The sequence below is a fragment of the Scandinavium tedordense genome (assembly GCF_024764965.1).
Lineage (GTDB): Bacteria > Pseudomonadota > Gammaproteobacteria > Enterobacterales > Enterobacteriaceae > Scandinavium > Scandinavium tedordense.
The window spans coordinates 260,134-280,374 of sequence record NZ_JALIGG010000052.1; the positions used below are offsets into that span (position 1 = coordinate 260,134).

The 20,241-nt window shown below is 52.3% G+C and carries 18 protein-coding genes, 1 tRNA gene and 2 rRNA genes; 17 read left to right on the top strand and 4 right to left on the bottom strand.

Annotated elements, in window-relative coordinates:
* Positions 1-229: 229 nt before the first annotated feature.
* The 10 genes from aroQ to MUU46_RS07660 all read left to right on the top strand — a co-directional run bounded on the left by aroQ (position 230) and on the right by MUU46_RS07660 (position 9,387).
* Positions 230-682 carry a type II 3-dehydroquinate dehydratase gene (gene aroQ, locus MUU46_RS07615; RefSeq protein ID WP_159760345.1) on the top strand — a complete coding sequence of 151 codons (453 nt, stop codon included), beginning with the start codon at positions 230-232 and terminating at the stop codon, positions 680-682.
* 22 nt (positions 683-704) lie between these two features.
* Complete coding sequence (accB, locus tag MUU46_RS07620) at positions 705-1,169, top strand: acetyl-CoA carboxylase biotin carboxyl carrier protein (RefSeq protein ID WP_159760347.1); 465 nt, start codon at positions 705-707, stop codon at positions 1,167-1,169.
* Between the two features lie 10 nt (positions 1,170-1,179).
* Complete coding sequence (gene accC, locus MUU46_RS07625) at positions 1,180-2,529, top strand: acetyl-CoA carboxylase biotin carboxylase subunit (protein ID WP_159760349.1); 1,350 nt, start codon at positions 1,180-1,182, stop codon at positions 2,527-2,529.
* Between the two features lie 108 nt (positions 2,530-2,637).
* The gene (locus MUU46_RS07630) at positions 2,638-2,880 is read left to right on the top strand and encodes a YhdT family protein (RefSeq protein WP_159760351.1); all 243 of its coding nucleotides are present in this window, start codon (positions 2,638-2,640) and stop codon (positions 2,878-2,880) included.
* Complete coding sequence (gene panF, locus MUU46_RS07635; protein ID WP_258965238.1) at positions 2,870-4,321, top strand: sodium/pantothenate symporter; 1,452 nt, start codon at positions 2,870-2,872, stop codon at positions 4,319-4,321. The genes MUU46_RS07630 and panF overlap by 11 nt, the downstream gene beginning before the upstream one ends.
* Positions 4,322-4,333: 12 nt before the next feature.
* Positions 4,334-5,218, top strand: a complete 885-nt coding sequence (prmA, locus tag MUU46_RS07640) for a 50S ribosomal protein L11 methyltransferase (RefSeq protein ID WP_110510632.1) — start codon at positions 4,334-4,336, stop codon at positions 5,216-5,218.
* Between the two features lie 376 nt (positions 5,219-5,594).
* Positions 5,595-6,560: a tRNA dihydrouridine synthase DusB gene (dusB, locus tag MUU46_RS07645; RefSeq protein ID WP_110510633.1), complete on the top strand. Its 966-nt coding sequence runs from the start codon at positions 5,595-5,597 to the stop codon at positions 6,558-6,560.
* Positions 6,561-6,585: 25 nt separating this feature from the next.
* The gene (fis, locus tag MUU46_RS07650) at positions 6,586-6,882 is read left to right on the top strand and encodes a DNA-binding transcriptional regulator Fis (protein ID WP_000462905.1); all 297 of its coding nucleotides are present in this window, start codon (positions 6,586-6,588) and stop codon (positions 6,880-6,882) included.
* Between the two features lie 148 nt (positions 6,883-7,030).
* Complete coding sequence (locus MUU46_RS07655) at positions 7,031-7,195, top strand: DUF2556 family protein (protein ID WP_159760355.1); 165 nt, start codon at positions 7,031-7,033, stop codon at positions 7,193-7,195.
* 89 nt (positions 7,196-7,284) lie between these two features.
* Positions 7,285-9,387 (top strand): putative bifunctional diguanylate cyclase/phosphodiesterase, encoded by a 2,103-nt coding sequence (locus MUU46_RS07660; RefSeq protein WP_374684994.1) that lies wholly within the window; start codon positions 7,285-7,287, stop codon positions 9,385-9,387.
* Here the strand turns inward: MUU46_RS07660 and envR are convergent, their stop codons facing one another.
* Positions 9,388-10,059 (bottom strand): acrEF/envCD operon transcriptional regulator, encoded by a 672-nt coding sequence (gene envR / locus MUU46_RS07665; protein WP_159760385.1) that lies wholly within the window; start codon positions 10,057-10,059, stop codon positions 9,388-9,390.
* A gap of 347 nt (positions 10,060-10,406) precedes the next feature.
* Here envR and MUU46_RS07670 point away from each other — a divergent pair, with 347 nt between their 5' ends.
* From MUU46_RS07670 to MUU46_RS07700, 7 genes are all read left to right on the top strand, one after another.
* On the top strand, positions 10,407-11,546 hold the full coding sequence (locus tag MUU46_RS07670; protein ID WP_258965233.1) for an efflux RND transporter periplasmic adaptor subunit: 1,140 nt from the start codon (positions 10,407-10,409) through the stop codon (positions 11,544-11,546).
* A 12-nt stretch (positions 11,547-11,558) separates the two neighbouring features.
* On the top strand, positions 11,559-14,669 hold the full coding sequence (locus MUU46_RS07675; RefSeq protein WP_258965234.1) for an efflux RND transporter permease subunit: 3,111 nt from the start codon (positions 11,559-11,561) through the stop codon (positions 14,667-14,669).
* Positions 14,670-14,933: 264 nt separating this feature from the next.
* Positions 14,934-15,155, top strand: coding sequence for a lipoprotein (locus tag MUU46_RS07680; RefSeq protein ID WP_038256116.1), 222 nt, complete (start codon positions 14,934-14,936; stop codon positions 15,153-15,155).
* A gap of 476 nt (positions 15,156-15,631) precedes the next feature.
* Positions 15,632-16,657, top strand: a complete 1,026-nt coding sequence (locus MUU46_RS07685; RefSeq protein ID WP_159760361.1) for an amino acid ABC transporter substrate-binding protein — start codon at positions 15,632-15,634, stop codon at positions 16,655-16,657.
* 68 nt (positions 16,658-16,725) lie between these two features.
* The gene (locus tag MUU46_RS07690) at positions 16,726-17,907 is read left to right on the top strand and encodes an amino acid ABC transporter permease (protein ID WP_258965235.1); all 1,182 of its coding nucleotides are present in this window, start codon (positions 16,726-16,728) and stop codon (positions 17,905-17,907) included.
* 9 nt (positions 17,908-17,916) lie between these two features.
* Positions 17,917-19,020, top strand: a complete 1,104-nt coding sequence (locus MUU46_RS07695; protein WP_159760365.1) for an amino acid ABC transporter permease — start codon at positions 17,917-17,919, stop codon at positions 19,018-19,020.
* A 7-nt stretch (positions 19,021-19,027) separates the two neighbouring features.
* Positions 19,028-19,786, top strand: coding sequence for an amino acid ABC transporter ATP-binding protein (locus MUU46_RS07700; protein ID WP_159760367.1), 759 nt, complete (start codon positions 19,028-19,030; stop codon positions 19,784-19,786).
* A gap of 93 nt (positions 19,787-19,879) precedes the next feature.
* Here MUU46_RS07700 and rrf (MUU46_RS07705) read toward each other — a convergent pair.
* The 3 genes from rrf (MUU46_RS07705) to rrf (MUU46_RS07715) all read right to left on the bottom strand — a co-directional run bounded on the left by rrf (MUU46_RS07705) (position 19,880) and on the right by rrf (MUU46_RS07715) (position 20,237).
* A 5S ribosomal RNA gene (gene rrf, locus MUU46_RS07705) occupies positions 19,880-19,995 on the bottom strand.
* A gap of 36 nt (positions 19,996-20,031) precedes the next feature.
* Positions 20,032-20,107, bottom strand: a tRNA-Thr gene (locus MUU46_RS07710).
* Positions 20,108-20,121: 14 nt separating this feature from the next.
* Positions 20,122-20,237, bottom strand: a 5S ribosomal RNA gene (gene rrf / locus MUU46_RS07715).
* Positions 20,238-20,241 lie beyond the last annotated feature (4 nt).

Here is a 20,241-nt window from a genome sequence, read left to right on the forward strand (position 1 = left end):
ATAATGTGCAGTTTCCCGCAGAACTCCCGCGCTCCATCAGGCTTTTTCGGGTTTGAGGTTGATAATCTTCCCTGATAAGACCAGTATTTAGCTGCCAATTGCTACGAAATCGTTATAATGTGCGACTTTGGTTTTCCTGACAGGGGTTTTTGGCCTCTGAAAAGGTGACAAGCGCGCATCGAAGGTATATTTTATTTTTTACCGGAGAATTGCAGGAGATAGCAGCACGATGGCCGACAAGTTACGCATTTTGCTTTTAAACGGACCGAACCTGAATATGCTCGGCACCCGTGAGCCAGAGAAGTATGGCTCCCAGACGTTAGCGGAAATTGTAAACCGTTTAACGACGGAAGCCGAGACTCTGAATGTGTCTCTGGACCATTTGCAGTCGAACGCGGAGTTCGCGATTATCGACCGAATTCATCAGGCTAAAGACAACATTGACTATATCCTGATCAATCCAGCCGCATTCACGCACACCAGCGTTGCGATTCGTGATGCGCTATTGGCGGTCAGTATCCCGTTTATCGAGATACATCTGAGTAACGTGCACGCTCGCGAGCCGTTCCGCCATCACTCATATCTCTCTGATATCGCTGCCGGCGTCATCTGCGGATTAGGCGCTGACGGCTATTCATACGCATTACAGACGGCGGTTAAACGCCTGTCACAATCACACTAAACAAAGAGTACGGAACCCACTCATGGATATTCGTAAGATTAAAAAACTGATCGAGCTGGTTGAAGAATCAGGCATCTCCGAACTGGAAATTTCTGAAGGCGAAGAGTCTGTACGCATCAGCCGCGCTTCGGCCAATGCGGGCTTCCCGGTTATGCAACAGGCTTATGCTACCCCGATGATGCAACCACAGATGGCTCCGGTCGCTGCTGCACCGGTAGCTGCTGCTGAAGTCCCGGCTAAAGCTGAAATCAGTGGCCACATCGTACGCTCCCCGATGGTTGGTACCTTCTACCGCACCCCGAGCCCGGACGCGAAAGCATTCATCGAAGTGGGCCAGAAGGTGAACGTGGGTGATACCCTGTGCATCGTTGAAGCCATGAAAATGATGAACCAGATCGAAGCCGACAAATCGGGTACCGTGAAGGCTATCCTGGTCGAGAGTGGTCAACCGGTAGAATTTGACGAGCCGCTGGTCGTCATCGAGTAACGAGGCGAACATGCTGGATAAAATTGTCATCGCAAACCGTGGCGAGATTGCACTGCGCATTCTTCGTGCCTGTAAAGAACTGGGCATCAAGACCGTCGCCGTGCACTCCACTGCGGATCGCGATTTAAAACACGTACTGTTAGCGGATGAGACGGTCTGTATCGGCCCGGCTCCGTCCGTAAAAAGCTATCTGAATATCCCGGCTATCATTAGCGCCGCTGAAATCACCGGCGCGGTGGCAATCCACCCGGGTTATGGCTTCCTGTCCGAAAACGCCAACTTTGCTGAGCAGGTTGAACGTTCCGGCTTTATCTTCATCGGCCCGAAAGCTGACACTATCCGCCTGATGGGCGACAAAGTGTCTGCAATCAACGCGATGAAAAAAGCAGGCGTTCCAACGGTACCAGGCTCTGACGGCCCGCTGGGCGACGACATGGATGCTAACCGTGCCCATGCGAAACGCATTGGCTATCCGGTTATCATCAAAGCCTCCGGTGGCGGCGGCGGTCGCGGTATGCGCGTAGTGCGTAGCGACGCTGAACTGGCCCAGTCCATCTCCATGACCAAAGCTGAAGCGAAAGCTGCTTTCAGCAATGACATGGTGTACATGGAAAAATACCTGGAAAATCCTCGTCACATCGAGATTCAGGTACTGGCTGACGGTCAGGGTAGCGCTATCTATCTGGCAGAACGTGACTGCTCTATGCAGCGTCGTCACCAGAAAGTTGTCGAAGAAGCTCCAGCACCAGGCATCACGCCGGAACTGCGTCGCTACATCGGCGAGCGTTGTGCGAAAGCTTGCGTGGATATCGGCTACCGTGGCGCGGGGACTTTCGAGTTTCTGTTTGAAAACGGCGAGTTCTATTTCATCGAAATGAACACCCGTATTCAGGTAGAGCACCCGGTTACCGAGATGATCACTGGCGTTGACCTGATCAAAGAGCAGCTGCGTATCGCTGCCGGGCAGCCGCTGTCAATCAAACAGGAAGAAGTGCACGTTCGCGGCCATGCGGTGGAATGCCGTATCAACGCCGAAGACCCGAACAACTTCCTGCCGAGCCCGGGTAAAATTACCCGTTTCCACGCACCAGGCGGTTTTGGTGTGCGTTGGGAATCTCATATCTACGCCGGTTACACTGTACCGCCGTACTATGACTCAATGATTGGTAAGCTCATCTGTTACGGCGAAACCCGTGACGTGGCGATTTCCCGCATGAAGAACGCCCTGCAAGAACTGATCATCGACGGCATCAAAACCAACGTTGAACTGCAGATGCGCATCATGAGTGACGAGAGCTTCCAGCATGGTGGAACCAACATCCACTATCTGGAGAAAAAACTCGGACTTCAGGAAAAGTAATCCTGAACGTTTAGCAAAAGGCCGGATCTTCCGGCCTTTTTTCTTTTTCTCTCCCCTTACCAGCCCCTTAAGGTACAATCCCCGCTTTAAATTGACCCTGGGAGCCTTATGGACGCGCGTTTTGTTCAGGCCCACAAAGAAGCCCGCTGGGCGTTGTGGCTTACCCTCCTCTATCTCGCTGCATGGTTGGCGAGTGCTTACATACCAAATTCAATACCGGGCTTCACTGGCCTGCCGCGATGGTTTGAAATGGCCTGTTTGCTGACTCCGCTGATCTTCATTTTACTGTGCTGGGCGATGGTGAAATTCATCTATCTCGATATCCCACTGGAGGACGATGATGCAGCCTGAAGTCATTCTGCCGCTTGTCGCCTATTTGTTGGTGGTGTTTGGCCTGTCGATTTACGCGATGCGAAAGCGCGCCACCGGCACGTTCCTCAACGAATATTTCCTCGGCAGCCGTTCGATGGGCGGCTTTGTACTGGCGATGACTCTCACCGCCACCTACATCAGTGCCAGCTCGTTTATCGGCGGCCCGGGTGCGGCCTATAAATACGGACTGGGTTGGGTTTTGCTGGCGATGATCCAGCTACCTGCCGTGTGGCTATCGCTAGGTGTTCTGGGGAAAAAATTCGCCATCCTTGCCCGGCGTTACAACGCGGTGACGCTCAACGATATGCTGTTTGCCCGCTATCAGAGCCGTCTGCTGGTGTGGCTGGCGAGTCTTAGCCTGCTGGTCGCGTTTGTCGGCGCGATGACCGTACAGTTCATCGGCGGCGCACGCTTGCTGGAAACCGCAGCCGGTATTCCTTACGAAACGGGGTTGCTGATTTTCGGGATCAGTATCGCGCTATACACCGCTTTCGGCGGCTTCCGCGCCAGCGTGCTCAATGATGCCCTGCAAGGCATGGTGATGCTGGTTGGCACCATCGTGCTGCTGATTGGTGTCGTTCACGCGGCGGGTGGCCTGAGCCACGCAGTGCAAACGCTGGAACACATCGACCCAAAACTGGTCTCCCCGCAGGGGGCTGACGATATTTTATCGCCGAGCTTTATGACCTCTTTCTGGGTACTGGTCTGTTTTGGGGTGATTGGCCTGCCACATACGGCAGTACGTTGCATCTCGTACAAAGACAGCAAGGCAGTACACCGCGGCATGATTATCGGCACGATTGTCGTGGCGATCCTGATGTTCGGGATGCATCTGGCTGGCGCGCTGGGTCGCGCCGTAATTCCGGATCTCAACGTCCCGGATTTGGTTATCCCCACACTGATGGTTAAAGTATTGCCGCCAGTGGCAGCGGGGATCTTCCTGGCCGCACCGATGGCGGCAATCATGTCGACGATCAACGCGCAGTTATTGCAGAGTTCCGCTACGATCATCAAAGATCTGTATCTGAATTTCCGCCCGGAGCAGGTACAGAACGAAAAGCGGCTGAAGCGTATGTCAGCACTGATCACTCTGATATTGGGTGCGCTGTTACTGTTGGCTGCCTGGCGACCGCCGGAGATGATCATCTGGTTGAACCTGCTGGCGTTTGGCGGGCTGGAAGCCGTGTTCCTGTGGCCGCTGGTGCTGGGCCTTTACTGGGAACGTGCGAACGCTACCGGGGCGCTGAGCGCCATGATTGTCGGCGGCGTGCTATACGCCCTGCTCGCTACGCTGAAAATTCAGTACCTGGGCTTTCACCCGATTGTCCCATCGCTACTACTAAGTCTTCTGGCTTTTGTCGTCGGCAACCGTTTTGGTCAACCTGCCACGCAAGCCCCTAATATCACTGTTAATCATTAAAAGAGTTTTGCCATGCCATGGATCCAACTGAAACTGAACACCACCGGTGCCAACGCGGAAGAACTGAGCGATGCGCTGATGGAAGTGGGTGCCGTCTCTATCACTTTCCAGGACACCCACGACACGCCGGTGTTTGAGCCTTTACCGGGCGAAACCCGACTGTGGGGTGATACTGATGTGATAGGCCTGTTTGATGCCGAAACCGACATGAAGGAAGTGGTCGCCATTCTGGAACATCAGCCGCTGCTGGGTGCGGGTTTTGTTCACAAGATTGAGCAACTGGAAGATAAAGACTGGGAACGCGAATGGATGGATAACTTCCACCCAATGCGTTTCGGTGAGCGGCTGTGGATTTGCCCAAGCTGGCGCGATGTGCCGGACGAAAACGCGGTTAACGTGATGCTCGATCCTGGCCTGGCGTTTGGCACCGGCACCCACCCAACCACGTCGCTGTGCCTACAGTGGCTCGACGGACTCGATCTGAACGGTAAAACGGTGATCGACTTTGGTTGTGGATCGGGGATCCTCGCCATTGCGGCGCTGAAACTCGGCGCGGCCAAAGCTATCGGGATCGACATTGATCCGCAGGCGATTCAGGCCAGCCGCGATAACGCGCAGCGCAATGGCGTGTCCGATAAGCTGGAACTTTATTTACCACAGGACCAGCCAGACGCCATGAAAGCCGATGTGGTGGTCGCTAATATCCTGGCTGGCCCGTTACGCGAGCTGGCCCCGCTCATCAGCGTCCTGCCGGTTGAGGGCGGTTTATTGGGACTTTCCGGGATTCTTGCGAGCCAGGCCGACAGCGTCTGTGAAGCCTATACCTCTCAATTCGCGCTCGACCCAGTGGTTGAGAAAGAAGAGTGGTGTCGCATCACCGGTCGTAAGAACGGATAAAACAGGTGCGTGGTCTCCCGGTTACGGACACATTTTGTTCGAGTAAGTGCAAAAAAGTGTTGCTTAACTGCAGCAATGAAATGAGATCCAGCCCGCAATAATCGGGATAATCTGCTGATAAAACCAGCAGGTTATCTCTTTTCTGCTCCCTTTTGAGCAGGAAAAAACGATAAGTTACGCAAAATTGCATCTGTTCAAAAATTCATCTTATCGATATAACCTAATGATTTATTTGATTATTAAATTTTCGTCCCTGGGGTGACTGGCGATTCTTTGATCTGTGACAGAGGATTGCTCAAAGTTTGGCCTTTCATCTCAGGAAAAAAATGCGTAATATACGCCGCCTTGCAGTCACAGTATGGTCATTTCTTAACTCATGCGCATCGGACACCACCAGCTTAGAAATCGCCTGATCGCAGCGCCCATGGCTGGCATTACAGACAGACCATTCCGGACGCTGTGCTACGAGATGGGAGCAGGTTTAACCGTTTCTGAGATGATGTCCTCCAACCCGCAGGTTTGGGAGAGCGACAAATCCCGTTTACGGATGGTGCACATTGACGAGCCCGGGATCCGCACCGTGCAAATTGCCGGTAGCTGTCCTGAAGAAATGGCGGAAGCCGCACGTATTAACGTTGAAAGTGGCGCCCAAATTATTGATATCAATATGGGTTGCCCGGCTAAAAAAGTGAATCGCAAGCTTGCAGGTTCAGCCCTTTTGCAGCATCCAGGTTTGGTGAAGTCTATCCTGACCGAAGTGGTAAAGGCAGTGGACGTTCCTGTCACTCTCAAGATTCGCACTGGCTGGGCGCCGGACCACCGTAACTGTGTAGAGATTGCCCAACTGGCTGAAGATTGTGGCATTCAGGCTCTGACTATTCACGGACGCACTCGCGCCTGCTTGTTTAACGGAGACGCTGAATACGACAGTATTCGGGCAGTTAAGCAGAAAGTTTCCATTCCGATTATCGCGAATGGTGACATTACTGACCCGCTTAAAGCCAGAGCTGTGCTCGACTATACGGGGGCTGATGCCCTGATGATAGGACGTGCAGCTCAGGGAAGACCCTGGATCTTTCGGGAAATCCAGCATTATCTGGACACTGGGGAGCTGCTACCTCCACTGCCTCTGGCAGAGGTGAAGCGCTTACTTTGTGCACATGTTCGGGAATTGCATGATTTTTACGGTCATACAAAAGGGTACCGAATAGCGCGCAAACACGTATCCTGGTATTTACAGGAACACGCTCCAGATGACCAGTTTCGGCGCACATTCAACGCCATTGAGGATGCCAGCGTACAGCTGGAGGCGTTGGAGGCATACTTCGAAAATTTTGCGTAAACAGAAATAAAGAGCTGACAGAACTATGTTCGAACAACGCGTAAATTCTGACGTACTGACCGTTTCTACCGTTAACTCTCAGGATCAGGTGACTCAGAAACCTCTCCGTGACTCGGTTAAACAGGCACTGAAGAACTATTTTGCTCAACTGAATGGTCAGGATGTTAATGATCTGTATGAGCTGGTACTGGCTGAAGTAGAACAGCCCCTGTTGGACATGGTTATGCAATACACGCGTGGTAACCAAACCCGCGCTGCTCTGATGATGGGCATCAACCGTGGTACTCTGCGTAAGAAACTGAAAAAATACGGCATGAACTAAGTTCGTTCATGACGGTAAAAAGGCGCTCTTCGGCATGGGGAAGCGCCTTTTTTATTGCCTGAAATCCAGCAATTTTCTCTCCCCTTTCCTGACGTCACTTTTCGTGTATATTGCCTGCCATTCACCCAATCAATTCTCAGGTGCAGTTATGCTTCGCAAGTACGGATGGCTGATTGTCTTTGCCTTGTTTATGTTTGTGTTCGAAGGTTTGCTGATGCAGTGGATTGAGATTTTATCCACTGAAAACGATAAGTGCCGCAACATGAATTCTGTCAACCCGCTCAAGCTGGTGAACTGCTCCGACCTCGAGTGAAGAATGTGAAAAACGTCGGCGATCGCGCCAGCATTCCCTTCATAAAATCATGGACTTAAATCACTTTAAGTCCCTCCGTGACGATGATAATGTCACAGCCCTCACCACCCCGTGTACGAGCTGATGACACCATGCAGGCTAACCATTACGACCCTATTCTGGTCGCCATTTCCTTTTTCATTGCCATTCTCGCGGCCTGGACTGCACTGAACATGGCTGGGCGTGTCTCCACAAGCCACGGAAGAGCCGCCTGGATATGGCTTAGCGGCGGTGGAATATCCATGGGCATCGGCGTGTGGGCGATGCATTTTATCGGCATGCTGGCGATGGACAGCGCCATGAGTATGCAATACAGCCCCGGCCTGACCGCCCTGTCGATGGCAATCGCCATGGCCTCTTCCCTGTTTGCCTTATGGCTAGTGAGCGACGACAAGCTCGGCCTGCGCCGACTACTCCCCGGCGCCCTGGTGATGGGAACGGGCGTGGTGCTGATGCACTACACCGGTATGGCCGCCATGGACTTCTCCGAGCCCATCATCTGGAATTATCGCTGGGTGTCACTTTCCTTCGTCATCGCCCTGCTCGCCTCTTTTGCCGCCCTCTGGCTCACTTTCCGGCTGCGTCACGAAGCGGCACAGGTCGCGCTGATGCGTTTTGGTGCCGCAGTGCTGATGGGTATCGCCATCGCCGGAATGCACTACACCGGGATGATGGCAGCACAGTTTCCCAATCAAATGCCAATGGCGCACCAAGGCCTGGACGGTAACTGGCTGGCTGTGCTGGTCAGCGTAGTGACGCTGTTTATTCTCGGTATCACGCTGCTCATTTCGATGCTTGATGCACGCCAGCAGGCCCGCACCTCACTGCTGGCATCCTCGCTGGCAGAAGCGAATAAAGAACTGGCACAACTGGCACTTCAGGACACCTTAACCCGCTTGCCGAATCGTGTACTGTTTGAGGACCGCCTGAGCCAGGCCATCCACAAAGCTGATCGCGAATCGCGTCCGTTTGCGCTGATGTTCATGGATTTAGATGGCTTTAAGGCCGTTAATGACGCTTTTGGTCATGATGTCGGGGACAAACTGCTGGTCGCGGTCACCGGCCGCTTACAGCTGCCGTTGAGTGGACATTACACGCTGGCCCGTATCGGCGGTGATGAGTTCGTTTTGCTGGCTGACATTTCGGCCCCGGACGATGCCGCCCGCCTCGCCAGCGCGCTGGTGCACGCGATCGACGCACCATTTCTCATTGACCCTTACGAACTGGTGGTAACCTTAAGCGTGGGCATTGCGCTCTACCCGCATGACGGACAAAACGATCGCGAGCTGATGTTTAACGCCGATGCCGCGATGTACCACACCAAACATACTGGGCGTAACGGCTACCACTTCTTCCAGCCTTCGATGAATACCTTTGCGCAGCAACAGCTACAGTTGATGAACGATTTGTGGATGGCGGTCGAACGGCAAGAACTGCGTCTGCACTATCAGCCAAAATGCCACGCGCTGACAGGCGAAATCATGGGCTTTGAAGCGCTCCTGCGCTGGGAACATCCGCTCAAAGGACTGTTGGTGCCCGATATTTTCCTGCCGCTGGCGGAGAAAACTGGAATCATCATTCCCATGGGGAATTGGGTCATTAATGAAGCCTGCCGTCAGCTAAGCGAGTGGCGCAAGCAGGGACAGCTAAACTGGTCGATGGCAGTCAATCTTTCTGCCCTGCAGTTTGAACAGCCGATGCTTATCGAAACGGTGATGGCGAGCCTGACCCGACATGATATTCCGCCGGAAATGCTGATCCTAGAAGTAACCGAAACAACGGCGATGCACAATCCGGAACTGAGCGTCGCGGTACTGACACGCCTGACTGAGCTTGGGGTGAAAGCCTCCATTGATGATTTCGGCACGGGTTATTCGAGCCTGCTCCACCTTAAGCGACTGCCTGCCTGCGAACTGAAAATCGACCGGGCTTTTGTGAAAGAGCTGAAGGGTGAAGGCGAAGATGCCACTATTGTTTCCGCGATTGTCGCGCTGGCGCACACGTTGAATTTACGCGTGGTTGCGGAAGGCGTCGAAACCCAGGCTCAGCGTGAGTTTCTGACACAACTCGGCTGCAACACCTTGCAAGGCTATCTGTTAGGAAAACCGGTAAGCGCCGAGGCCATCACTGCCAGGCATCAGCACGCAAGCTGATTACAGCGCCTGTTGGTGATACGCCGCAACGTTATCCATCGGTATCGGCAATGTCGCTGGGTGATGAGGTAACGTTGCCATTATATTATCCACCAGCTCTGGTGCTTGCTGATACAAATTGAAATATTCAGGAAAGAGTAGCCAGTTTTTTAATACGCCAGAAAAGAAACAGTGAAAAATGGTTAGGGCTAATTCAATATTCGTATCGGCCGGAAGACTGCCATTCCGAACGCATAGTGTTAATACCCGACGTGGCATTTCATAACCAAAGCAGATACGTTTTCTAATTTCAGATTCGAGCATCATCTCTTTCGTGAATTCACATTTATGATACAAAATTTGCATCAATGCCCGAAGTTTTACCGATTGTGCAATATGTTGCAAACCGACAACAAACATTTCACGAAGATACATCAGCGGATTATCGTTTTCACTCAGAACTAAACGATCGTGTATTATATCCCGCAATGGAATTTGGTCTCGCCACATTTCATTAAACAGTTCGACTTTGTTGTTGAAGTGCCAGTAGACGGCTCCGCGCGTCACACCCGCGGCATCAGCGATGTCGGTCAGTGTAGTGCAGGAAACCCCTCGCAGTGAGAACTGTTCGATAGCAGCATCAAGTAGCTGCTGCCGGGTAATCAGCGCTTCTTCTTTTGTTTTTCTGACCATAGCGAACCCAAATACCATCCTAAAAACCATTAATGTATTGGCAATCCATTTTTCCACATAGCACTTTATGCACTTATACTGGATTAGCCCCCACTTCTTATCTGTATTCAATAATAATTACAAATACTTCCTCTCGATATATTGATAGGGATTATAACTCACGTTATTTTTCACCCATCCATAAAATTTAAATAGCACTTTCCCTTTATGCATGCGTGCTTTCCCCTACCATTTTTAAATTCCTACGGCTAACATTTCAACGTTTTTATTTGTACTATGGCGTGCGCATTTTTTATTTCTTCACCGGTTTCCGGAGAATTTGCTATATCTGTAATTAAGGACTTGCAATGAAGATTCACGCCAGGATTTCGATTTTATCCAGTTTACTCGCATCAACTCTGCTACTCAGCAGCTGCGATAATGCCGGGGATCAGCCGCAACAACCACCGACACCACACGTGACAGTTCATGTCATCACGAACGCCCCTCTGTCCGTGATAACCGAACTGCCAGGAAGAACCACGGCATTTCGCATTGCCGAAGTTCGTCCCCAGGTCAGCGGTATCATCCTGCATCGTAATTTCATTGAGGGCAGCGATATTCAGGCGGGCGAGTCCCTCTATCAGATAGATCCTGCCACCTATCAGGCTGCGTGGAACAGCGCCAAAGGCGATGAAGCCAAAGCCGTAGCCGCCGCAACGATTACGCATTTGACCGTAAAACGTTATCTGCCTCTGCTCGGCACTCAATATGTCAGCCGCCAGGATTACGATCAGGCGGTAGCTAACGCTCAACAGGCAGACGCCAGCGTGATGGCGGCAAAATCCGCGGTAGAAACCGCACGCATCAACGTGGCCTACACCAAAGTCACTTCGCCTATTAGCGGACGTATCGGCAAATCCAGCGTAACGGAAGGCGCTCTGGTCACTAACGGCCAGTCACAGGCGCTGGCCACGGTGCAGCAGCTGGACCCGATTTATGTCGATGTAACCCAGTCCAGCAGCGACTTTATGCGCCTCAAACAGCAAAGCCTTGAGCACGGTAGCGACACCAAGAGCGTCGAGCTGGTGATGGAAAACGGGCAACCCTATTCCCTGAAAGGCACTCTGCAATTCTCTGATGTCACCGTGGACGAAAGTACCGGTTCCATCACCCTGCGCGCCATTTTCCCAAACCCTCAGCACTCACTGCTGCCAGGAATGTTTGTTCGTGCGCGCATTGATGAAGGCGTGCAGCCAAACGCCATCCTGGTGCCGCAACAGGGCGTCACCCGCACGCCGCGAGGTGATGCCACGGTGTTAGTGGTCAATGCGAAAAATCAGGTTGAAGCCCGTAGCGTTACGGCATCTCAGGCCGTCGGCAATCAGTGGCTTATCAGTAACGGACTCAATACGGGTGACAAAGTGATAGTCAGCGGATTGCAGAAAGTACGTCCTGGCGTTTCGGTGACCTCAGAGCCTGACACTGCCACTTCGTCCGCCAAATAATCAGGGGCCACTATGTCCAAGTTCTTTATTCAGCGCCCGATTTTCGCCTGGGTGCTGGCGATCATTATGATGATGGCGGGAGGACTTGCGATCATGCAATTGCCTGTCGCACAGTACCCGACCATCGCGCCACCGGCTGTCGCCATTACGGCAACCTATCCGGGGGCTGATGCCCAAACCGTGCAGGATACCGTCACCCAGGTTATCGAACAGAACATGAACGGTATCGATAACCTGATGTACATGTCCTCCACCAGCGACTCTTCTGGCGGCGTGACCATAACCCTGACGTTCCAGTCAGGCACCGATCCGGATATCGCCCAGGTTCAGGTGCAGAACAAACTGCAGCTGGCCACACCGCTTCTGCCGCAGGAAGTTCAGCAGCAGGGTATTGGCGTGAAAAAATCCAGCAGCAACTATTTGCTGGTTGCAGGTTTTGTTTCTGACAATAAGTCATTAAATCAGGATGACATTTCTGACTATGTAGCCTCCAACATTAAGGATGCCATTAGCCGCCTGAACGGCGTCGGCGATACCCAGCTGTTCGGTGCACAGTACGCCATGCGTATCTGGCTGGACGCTAACCTGCTGAATAAATATCAACTGACACCCGTGGACGTCGTTAACGAACTGAAAGTGCAGAACAATCAGATTGCCGCAGGGCAGCTTGGCGGAACGCCGGCAATTGGCAACCAACAGCTGAATGCCTCCATCATCGCGCAAACGCGTCTGAAAGATCCGCAGGAGTTCGGCAACGTCACGCTGCGCGTTAATGCCGATGGTTCCGTCGTTCACCTGCGGGACGTCGCGCATATTGAGCTGGGTGGCGAAAACTACAACATCGTCGCACGCATCAACGGGCAACCAGCATCCGGGCTGGGTATTAAACTGGCGACAGGCGCGAACGCACTCAATACCGCTAACGCCATCAAAACCAGGCTTGCCGAGCTGCAGCCGTTCTTCCCACAAGGGCTGAAAGTCGTCTATCCCTATGACACCACGCCTTTCGTGAAGATTTCGATTCATGAAGTGGTGAAAACGCTCTTCGAAGCCGTTTTATTGGTTTTCCTGGTCATGTACCTGTTCCTGCAAAACTTCCGCGCCACGCTTATTCCGACCATTGCGGTACCGGTGGTGTTGCTGGGTACCTTTGCCGTCCTCGCGGCCTTCGGTTACTCCATTAACACCCTGACCATGTTTGGGATGGTGCTGGCCATCGGCTTGTTAGTGGATGACGCCATCGTGGTGGTGGAAAATGTCGAGCGCGTCATGGCGGAAGACAAACTCCCGCCGAAGGAAGCGACAGAAAAATCGATGGATCAAATCCAGGGTGCATTAGTCGGTATCGCGATGGTGCTTTCTGCGGTATTCATCCCGATGGCCTTCTTTGGCGGCTCGACCGGTGCTATTTATCGACAGTTCTCAATTACCATTGTCTCTGCGATGACGCTGTCCGTTCTGGTGGCATTGATTCTGACACCGGCCCTTTGCGCCACGCTGCTTAAACCTGTTTCAGTTGATCATCATGAAGCGAAAGCCGGATTTTTCGGCTGGTTTAACAAACTGTTTGAAAAGAGCGTTGATCATTACACCAGCAGCGTGGGCGGTATCCTGCGAGGTACCGGGCGCTATTTGCTGATCTACGTGATTATTATTGCCGGTATGGCGCTGCTATTCCTGCGCTTGCCAACGTCCTTCCTTCCCGATGAAGACCAGGGCGTATTCATGACCATGGTTCAGCTTCCTGCGGGTGCTACGCAAGAGCGAACCCAAAAAGTGCTCGATACCGTAACCCACTACTATCTCACTAAAGAGAAAGAGAATGTGGCGAGCGTCTTTACCGTGAACGGTTTCAGCTATAGCGGTCAGGGGCAAAACTCAGGCATGGCGTTTGTCAGCCTGAAACCCTGGGATGAACGCTCGGGTACAGAAAACCACGTTGAGGCTATCATCAAGCGAGCGACGGGAGCGTTTAGCCAGATTCGCGATGCGATGATCTTCCCGTTCAATCTCCCGGCCATTATTGAGCTGGGTACGGCAACCGGCTTTGACTTTGAACTGATTGACCAGGCCGGGCTCGGGCATACCGGGCTGACACAGGCGCGTAATGAACTGCTCGGCATGGTGAAAACGCATCCTGACTTACTGGTTCGCGTGCGTCCGAACGGCCTGGAGGACACACCGCAGTTCAAACTCGATATCGATCAGGAGAAAGCGCAGGCGTTAGGCGTTTCGCTATCCGATATTAATCAGACCATTTCCACTGCACTCGGCAGCACCTACGTGAATGACTTTATCGACAGGGGGCGCGTGAAGAAGGTATATGCCCAGGCTGATGCCAAATTCCGAATGCTGCCTGACGACATCAAGAATCTGTATGTCCGTAGCGCAAATGGCGAGATGGTGCCTTTCTCCGCCTTCGCATCGACAAGCTGGGTTTATGGATCGCCACGTCTGGAACGCTACAACGGCCTGCCGTCGATGGAAATACTGGGTGAAGCCGCACCGGGAAGAAGTACCGGTGAAGCGATGGCCTTAATGGAACAAATGGCCAGAAAACTGCCTGCCGGTATTGGCTATGACTGGACAGGAATGTCTTATCAGGAACGTCTTTCCGGCAATCAGGCTCCTGCGTTGTACGCCATTTCGTTGATAGTCGTGTTCTTGTGTCTCGCAGCGCTGTATGAAAGCTGGTCTATACCGTTTTCGGTCATGCTGGTTGTGCCTCTGGGCGTACTGGGCGCATTGCTCGCGGCCACGCTCCGAGGACTGAATAACGACGTTTACTTCCAGGTTGGCCTGTTGACGACCATTGGTCTGTCCGCCAAGAACGCCATTTTGATTGTGGAGTTTGCCAAAGATCTGATGGATAAAGAGGGCAAAGGGCTGATCGAGGCCACTCTTGAAGCGTCACGCATGCGACTGCGACCGATTCTGATGACGTCACTGGCATTCATCCTCGGCGTAATGCCACTGGTTATCAGTTCGGGTGCTGGCAGCGGTGCGCAAAATGCGGTAGGTACCGGTGTAATGGGCGGCATGTTGACCGCAACATTACTGGCTATCTTCTTCGTTCCTGTATTCTTTGTGGTTGTCCGAGGACGATTTAGTCGAAGTAAATGATAACTAAAATAAAAAAGGCCCTTTAAGCGCCTTTTTTATTTCCTGTAGAGATGTGAACATCCTCGCCCCTTAAAAAACCGACATTTTATCCTGCATATTTTCTACATAATTAGCGGGATATCCACCAAAACCTCCACGATGTTTACAGAGCAAATAAATTGAGATTATTTGCAGCTCTCATCCAGACAGACTCCAATGATAAAATCGTCGCAATTCCGCACGGCAAGTTTTTTATAACCGCCGCGGTTTAATCGAGGTAATATCATGAAAAGATTGATTTCAGTTGCATTGCTGACCGCTCTGCTCGCAGGCTGCGCACACGACTCACCTTGCGTGCCAGTTTATGACGATCAGGGACGGCTGGTTCATACCAATACCTGTATGAAAGGCACGACGCAGGATAACTGGGAAACGGCGGGTGCTATCGCCGGTGGCGCAGCCGCACTGGCGGGATTGACGCTCGGCATCGTGGCCCTCACCAAATAATTAAACGCAAGCGCGGACCCTCCGCGCTTTTGCTTCATGGCGGTGCAAAATCGCCGTCGAAAGTAAATAAACCGCCTTGTTTCAGCCCTTCATAAAAATAACCCCATGTTTTTAATCGCGTACCCATCATTTAAAATAATTATGACTGTGAATTAGCGTGAGCAATTTCACATCTTATTGCCATTCATTCTCACACCAATATTAACTGCCGAAATCATTTCTCTTTCTCGTCTCAATCTTGGAATTTTTTCGCTCTGATTTGTGGCACAGGTTGTAATTTTGCACCATCACAGGGCGCTTGTTTTTTTCTTTCCTGTCTACACTCACTTTATTGCTTCCCTAAGCCCCAATATCAGGCGGTTGCAATTCTGGCATTCCCTTTGCTTTACAGGAAATGGCCATGGCCACAGACAGGTTTCGGCGTTCCCCCGGACGTCTAATTAATAACGATAAATTTTCGCCACACAGGATGCTTTATGAAAAAGATGATGATCGCCAGCCTCACAGCGGCGGGCGTACTGTTTGCAATCTCAAATCAGGCACATGCCGGTACCACTTTTGATGCTGTGAAAAAGAAAGGCTTCGTTCAGTGCGGGATCAGTGATGGGTTGCCGGGCTTCTCTTATGCAGATGCCGACGGCAAATTTACCGGTATTGATGTGGATGTCTGCCGTGGCGTGGCCGCAGCGGTTTTTGGTGATGCCAGCAAAGTGAAATACACCCCACTGACCGCAAAGGAACGTTTCACCGCCCTGCAATCAGGCGAAGTGGATTTGCTGTCCCGTAATACCACCTGGACTTCTTCCCGTGATGCGGGCATGGGCCTCTCCTTTACCGGCGTAACGTATTACGACGGCATCGGCTTCTTGACTCACGATAAAGCCGGGCTGAAAAGTGCAAAAGAACTGGATGGCGCGACCGTCTGTATCCAGGCCGGGACCGATACCGAACTGAACGTGGCGGATTACTTCAAAGCCAACAACATGAAGTACACCCCGGTGACCTTTGACCGCTCTGACGAATCAGCAAAAGCGCTGGAATCTGGGCGCTGCGATACCCTGGCCTCTGACCAGTCACAGCTGTATGCGCTACGTATTAAACTGAGCAAACCGGGTGACTGGATAGTTCTGCCAGAGGTGATTTCCAAAGAGCCGCTGGGCCCAGTGGTTCGTCGTGGTGATGACGAGTGGTTCTCCATTGTGCGATGGACGCTGTTCGCCATGCTGAACGCAGAAGAAATGGGGATTAACTCTAAAAACGTCGATGAGAAATTTGCCAGCCCATCAACGCCAGATATGTCGCATCTGCTCGGGAAAGAGGGTGATTTCGGCAAGGACCTCAAGCTGGATAACAAGTGGGCCTATAACATTGTTAAACAGGTCGGAAACTACGCTGAAGTCTTTGACCGTAACGTCGGAGAAGGCAGTGCACTGAAGATAAAACGTGGCCAGAACAACCTCTGGAATAACGGTGGGATCCAGTACGCGCCGCCGGTTCGTTAAGTTTTAGGCTGTGACGGGCATCGCTTCGGCGGTGCCCATCCTGATGTTCTGGTCATTGAGGTTTTACTATGTCCCAACGCCGCCTGACCGTAAAAGGATCGCTCTCCTTTTCCAACCCCACGGTTCGCGCTTGGCTGTTTCAAATCCTTGCGGTAGTGGCAGTCGTCGCTATTGCTATCTATTTGATACACAACACTATCACCAATCTTGACAAGCGGGGCATTACCTCTGGGTTTGCTTTTCTCGACAGAAGTGCAGGCTTCGGCATCGTTCAACACTTAGTTGATTATCAGCAAGGCGATACATATGGCCGGGTTTTCCTGGTCGGTTTGCTGAACACTCTGCTGGTTTCTGCACTGTGCATTGTCTTTGCTTCCTTCCTTGGCTTCTTTTTGGGGCTGGCGAGACTCTCCGAAAACTGGCTGCTGCGTAAGCTGTCGACGGTGTATATCGAGACGTTCCGTAATATTCCGCCGCTGCTGCAAATCTTCTTCTGGTATTTTGCCGTACTACGTAATTTACCCGGGCCGAGGCAGGCGGTGAACGCCTTTGAATTGTTGTTCCTCAGCAATCGCGGACTCTATATTCCTTCCCCGCAATGGGGTGAAGGACTGCTGGCTTTTATTGCCGCGCTCGTCATTGCCGGGCTGCTGACCGTCGGGCTTTTTCGCTATAACAAAACGCATCAGATAAAAACAGGCCAACTGCGACGCACCTGGCCGACTGCACTGGTGCTGGCTATCCTGCTACCGTTGCTCGCTCACTGGATCTTTGGCTCCGCTCTGCATTGGGATATTCCTGCACTTCAAGGGTTTAACTTCCGCGGCGGCATGGTCCTGATCCCCGAACTGGCGGCTTTAACGCTTGCACTCTCGGTTTATACCTCCGCATTTATTGCCGAGATCATCCGTTCTGGTATCCAGGCGGTGCCTTTTGGGCAGCATGAAGCAGCCCGTTCGCTTGGGCTACCCAACCCTGTGACGCTGCGGCAGGTCATTATTCCCCAGGCGCTCCGCGTGGTAATCCCCCCGCTCACCAGTCAGTATCTGAATATTGTCAAAAACTCATCGCTGGCCGCGGCCATTGGTTATCCCGATATGGTTTCGCTGTTTGCCGGTACGGTGCTGAACCAGACCGGTCAGGCAATTGAAACGATCGCTATCACCATGTCGGTGTACCTCATTATCAGTCTGAGCATTTCACTGCTGATGAATATCTATAACCGCCGTATGGCACTGATTGAGCGCTAAGGGGTCATGATGACAAAAGTACTTCTGTCTCACGCTGCGCGGCCGGACGGTGTAAAGCGTAATCAGCCTCTGACGTGGATGCGCAAGAATTTGTTCTCCAGCTGGTCTAACAGCCTGTTGACGCTCTTTGCGCTGTGGCTGATGTGGGAACTCATTCCGCCATTGCTGAACTGGGCTGTTTTACAGGCTAACTGGGTGGGGACGACGCGCGCCGACTGTACGAAGGCGGGTGCCTGCTGGGTGTTCATTCATCAGCGCTTCGGCCAGTTTATGTATGGGCTTTACCCCCATGACCAGCGCTGGCGTATTAATACTGCGCTGATTCTCGGCCTGCTGTCGATCGTGCCGATGTTCTGGAATGCGATGCCACGCCGAGGTCGTTACATTGCCTGCTGGGCTGTCATTTATCCCATCGTGGTGTGGTTTCTGCTGTTTGGCGGTTTCTTTGGACTGGAGCGAGTAGAGACGCGGCAATGGGGTGGCCTTACCTTAACGCTGATTATCGCGTCGGTCGGGATTGCTGGGGCATTACCGCTCGGCATTCTACTGGCGCTTGGACGACGTTCGACCATGCCGATAGTACGCATTCTTTCGGTTATTTTCATCGAATTCTGGCGCGGCGTGCCCCTGATAACCGTGCTGTTTATGTCGTCAGTGATGCTGCCATTGTTTATGTCTGAAGGGACAAGCATCGACAAACTCATCCGCGCGCTAGTCGGTGTGGTGTTGTTCCAGTCGGCCTACGTTGCAGAAGTGGTGCGCGGAGGCTTGCAAGCTCTCCCGAAAGGGCAATATGAAGCCGCGAGTTCGCTGGCTCTGGGCTACTGGAAAACACAGGTGCTGGTCATTCTTCCGCAAGCGCTGAAGTTAGTGATTCCGGGGCTCGTCAATACCATTATCGCGCTGTTTAAAGACACCAGTCTGGTGATCATCATTGGTCTGTTCGATCTGTTCAGCAGCGTCCAACAAGCGACCGTCGATCCAGCATGGCTCGGGATGTCGACGGAAGGCTATGTCTTTGCCGCACTGATCTATTGGATCTTCTGTTTTAGCATGTCGCGCTACAGCCAGCATCTGGAAAAGCGCTTTAACACCGGGCGTACACCGCACTGAGGAAACTATGAGTCAAACATTGCTACAACCTGCTAATGCGATGATTACGCTGGAAAATGTCAATAAATGGTACGGACAGTTTCACGTTCTGAAGGACATTAATCTGAACGTGAAACAGGGTGAGCGTATTGTTTTATGCGGGCCTTCAGGCTCAGGGAAATCGACTACGATCCGTTGCATTAATCATCTGGAAGAACATCAGCAGGGCCGGATCGTCGTTGATGGCATCGAGCTCAATGAGGATATTCGCAATATCGAGCGAGTACGTCAGGAGGTGGGAATGGTATTCCAGCACTTCAATTTGTTCCCCCATCTGACCGTTTTGCAAAACTGTACTCTGGCTCCAATATGGGTGCGAAAACTACCAAAGAAAGAAGCTGAAGCACTAGCGATGCACTATCTGGAGCGGGTTAGGATCGCGGAACACGCTCATAAGTTTCCCGGCCAGATTTCAGGCGGCCAGCAACAGCGCGTCGCGATAGCGCGCTCGTTGTGTATGAAGCCCAAAATTATGCTGTTTGATGAGCCGACATCCGCCCTCGATCCGGAAATGGTGAAGGAGGTGCTCGATACTATGATCGGCCTGGCCCAATCAGGGATGACAATGCTATGCGTAACGCATGAAATGGGTTTTGCCAGAACCGTTGCCGACCGGGTTATCTTTATGGACAGAGGTGAAATCGTCGAACAGGCACCGCCGGAACAATTCTTTGCAAATCCAAAATCTGAGCGTACCCGCGCGTTTCTCTCGCAGGTCATCCACTGAATTTTTCCTCCCTAAAACAGGGAGGATTTTTCTATTTCAGATCGTAGAAAAGCAAAAAGCCCAGTCATAGACTGGGCTTTTTGCTTAATTGATGTCTGGCAGTTCCCTACTCTCGCATGGGGAGACCCCACACTACCATCGGCGCTACGGCGTTTCACTTCTGAGTTCGGCATGGGGTCAGGTGGGACCACCGCGCTGTTGCCGCCAGACAAATTCTTTTATCTGCCGAACTTAACCGTTAAAACTGGTGCTGATACCCAGAGTCGAACTGGGGACCTCACCCTTACCAAGGGTGCGCTCTACCAACTGAGCCATATCAGCACACTTAATTTGATGCCTGGCAGTTCCCTACTCTCGCATGGGGAGACCCCACACTACCATCGGCGCTACGGCGTTTCACTTCTGAGTTCGGCATGGGGTCAGGTGGGACCACCGCGCTGTTGCCGCCAGGCAAA

Bases quoted from the DNA above. Each gene is read 5' to 3' on its own strand.
- aroQ (WP_159760345.1), top strand. From the start codon at position 230: ATGGCCGACAAGTTACGCATTTTGCTTTTAAACGGACCGAACCTGAAT.
- accB (WP_159760347.1), top strand. From the start codon at position 705: ATGGATATTCGTAAGATTAAAAAACTGATCGAGCTGGTTGAAGAATCA.
- accC (WP_159760349.1), top strand. From the start codon at position 1,180: ATGCTGGATAAAATTGTCATCGCAAACCGTGGCGAGATTGCACTGCGC.
- MUU46_RS07630 (WP_159760351.1), top strand. From the start codon at position 2,638: ATGGACGCGCGTTTTGTTCAGGCCCACAAAGAAGCCCGCTGGGCGTTG.
- panF (WP_258965238.1), top strand. From the start codon at position 2,870: ATGCAGCCTGAAGTCATTCTGCCGCTTGTCGCCTATTTGTTGGTGGTG.
- prmA (WP_110510632.1), top strand. From the start codon at position 4,334: ATGCCATGGATCCAACTGAAACTGAACACCACCGGTGCCAACGCGGAA.
- dusB (WP_110510633.1), top strand. From the start codon at position 5,595: ATGCGCATCGGACACCACCAGCTTAGAAATCGCCTGATCGCAGCGCCC.
- fis (WP_000462905.1), top strand. From the start codon at position 6,586: ATGTTCGAACAACGCGTAAATTCTGACGTACTGACCGTTTCTACCGTT.
- MUU46_RS07655 (WP_159760355.1), top strand. From the start codon at position 7,031: ATGCTTCGCAAGTACGGATGGCTGATTGTCTTTGCCTTGTTTATGTTT.
- MUU46_RS07660 (WP_374684994.1), top strand. From the start codon at position 7,285: ATGTCACAGCCCTCACCACCCCGTGTACGAGCTGATGACACCATGCAG.
- envR (WP_159760385.1), bottom strand. From the start codon at position 10,059: ATGGTCAGAAAAACAAAAGAAGAAGCGCTGATTACCCGGCAGCAGCTA.
- MUU46_RS07670 (WP_258965233.1), top strand. From the start codon at position 10,407: ATGAAGATTCACGCCAGGATTTCGATTTTATCCAGTTTACTCGCATCA.
- MUU46_RS07675 (WP_258965234.1), top strand. From the start codon at position 11,559: ATGTCCAAGTTCTTTATTCAGCGCCCGATTTTCGCCTGGGTGCTGGCG.
- MUU46_RS07680 (WP_038256116.1), top strand. From the start codon at position 14,934: ATGAAAAGATTGATTTCAGTTGCATTGCTGACCGCTCTGCTCGCAGGC.
- MUU46_RS07685 (WP_159760361.1), top strand. From the start codon at position 15,632: ATGAAAAAGATGATGATCGCCAGCCTCACAGCGGCGGGCGTACTGTTT.
- MUU46_RS07690 (WP_258965235.1), top strand. From the start codon at position 16,726: ATGTCCCAACGCCGCCTGACCGTAAAAGGATCGCTCTCCTTTTCCAAC.
- MUU46_RS07695 (WP_159760365.1), top strand. From the start codon at position 17,917: ATGACAAAAGTACTTCTGTCTCACGCTGCGCGGCCGGACGGTGTAAAG.
- MUU46_RS07700 (WP_159760367.1), top strand. From the start codon at position 19,028: ATGAGTCAAACATTGCTACAACCTGCTAATGCGATGATTACGCTGGAA.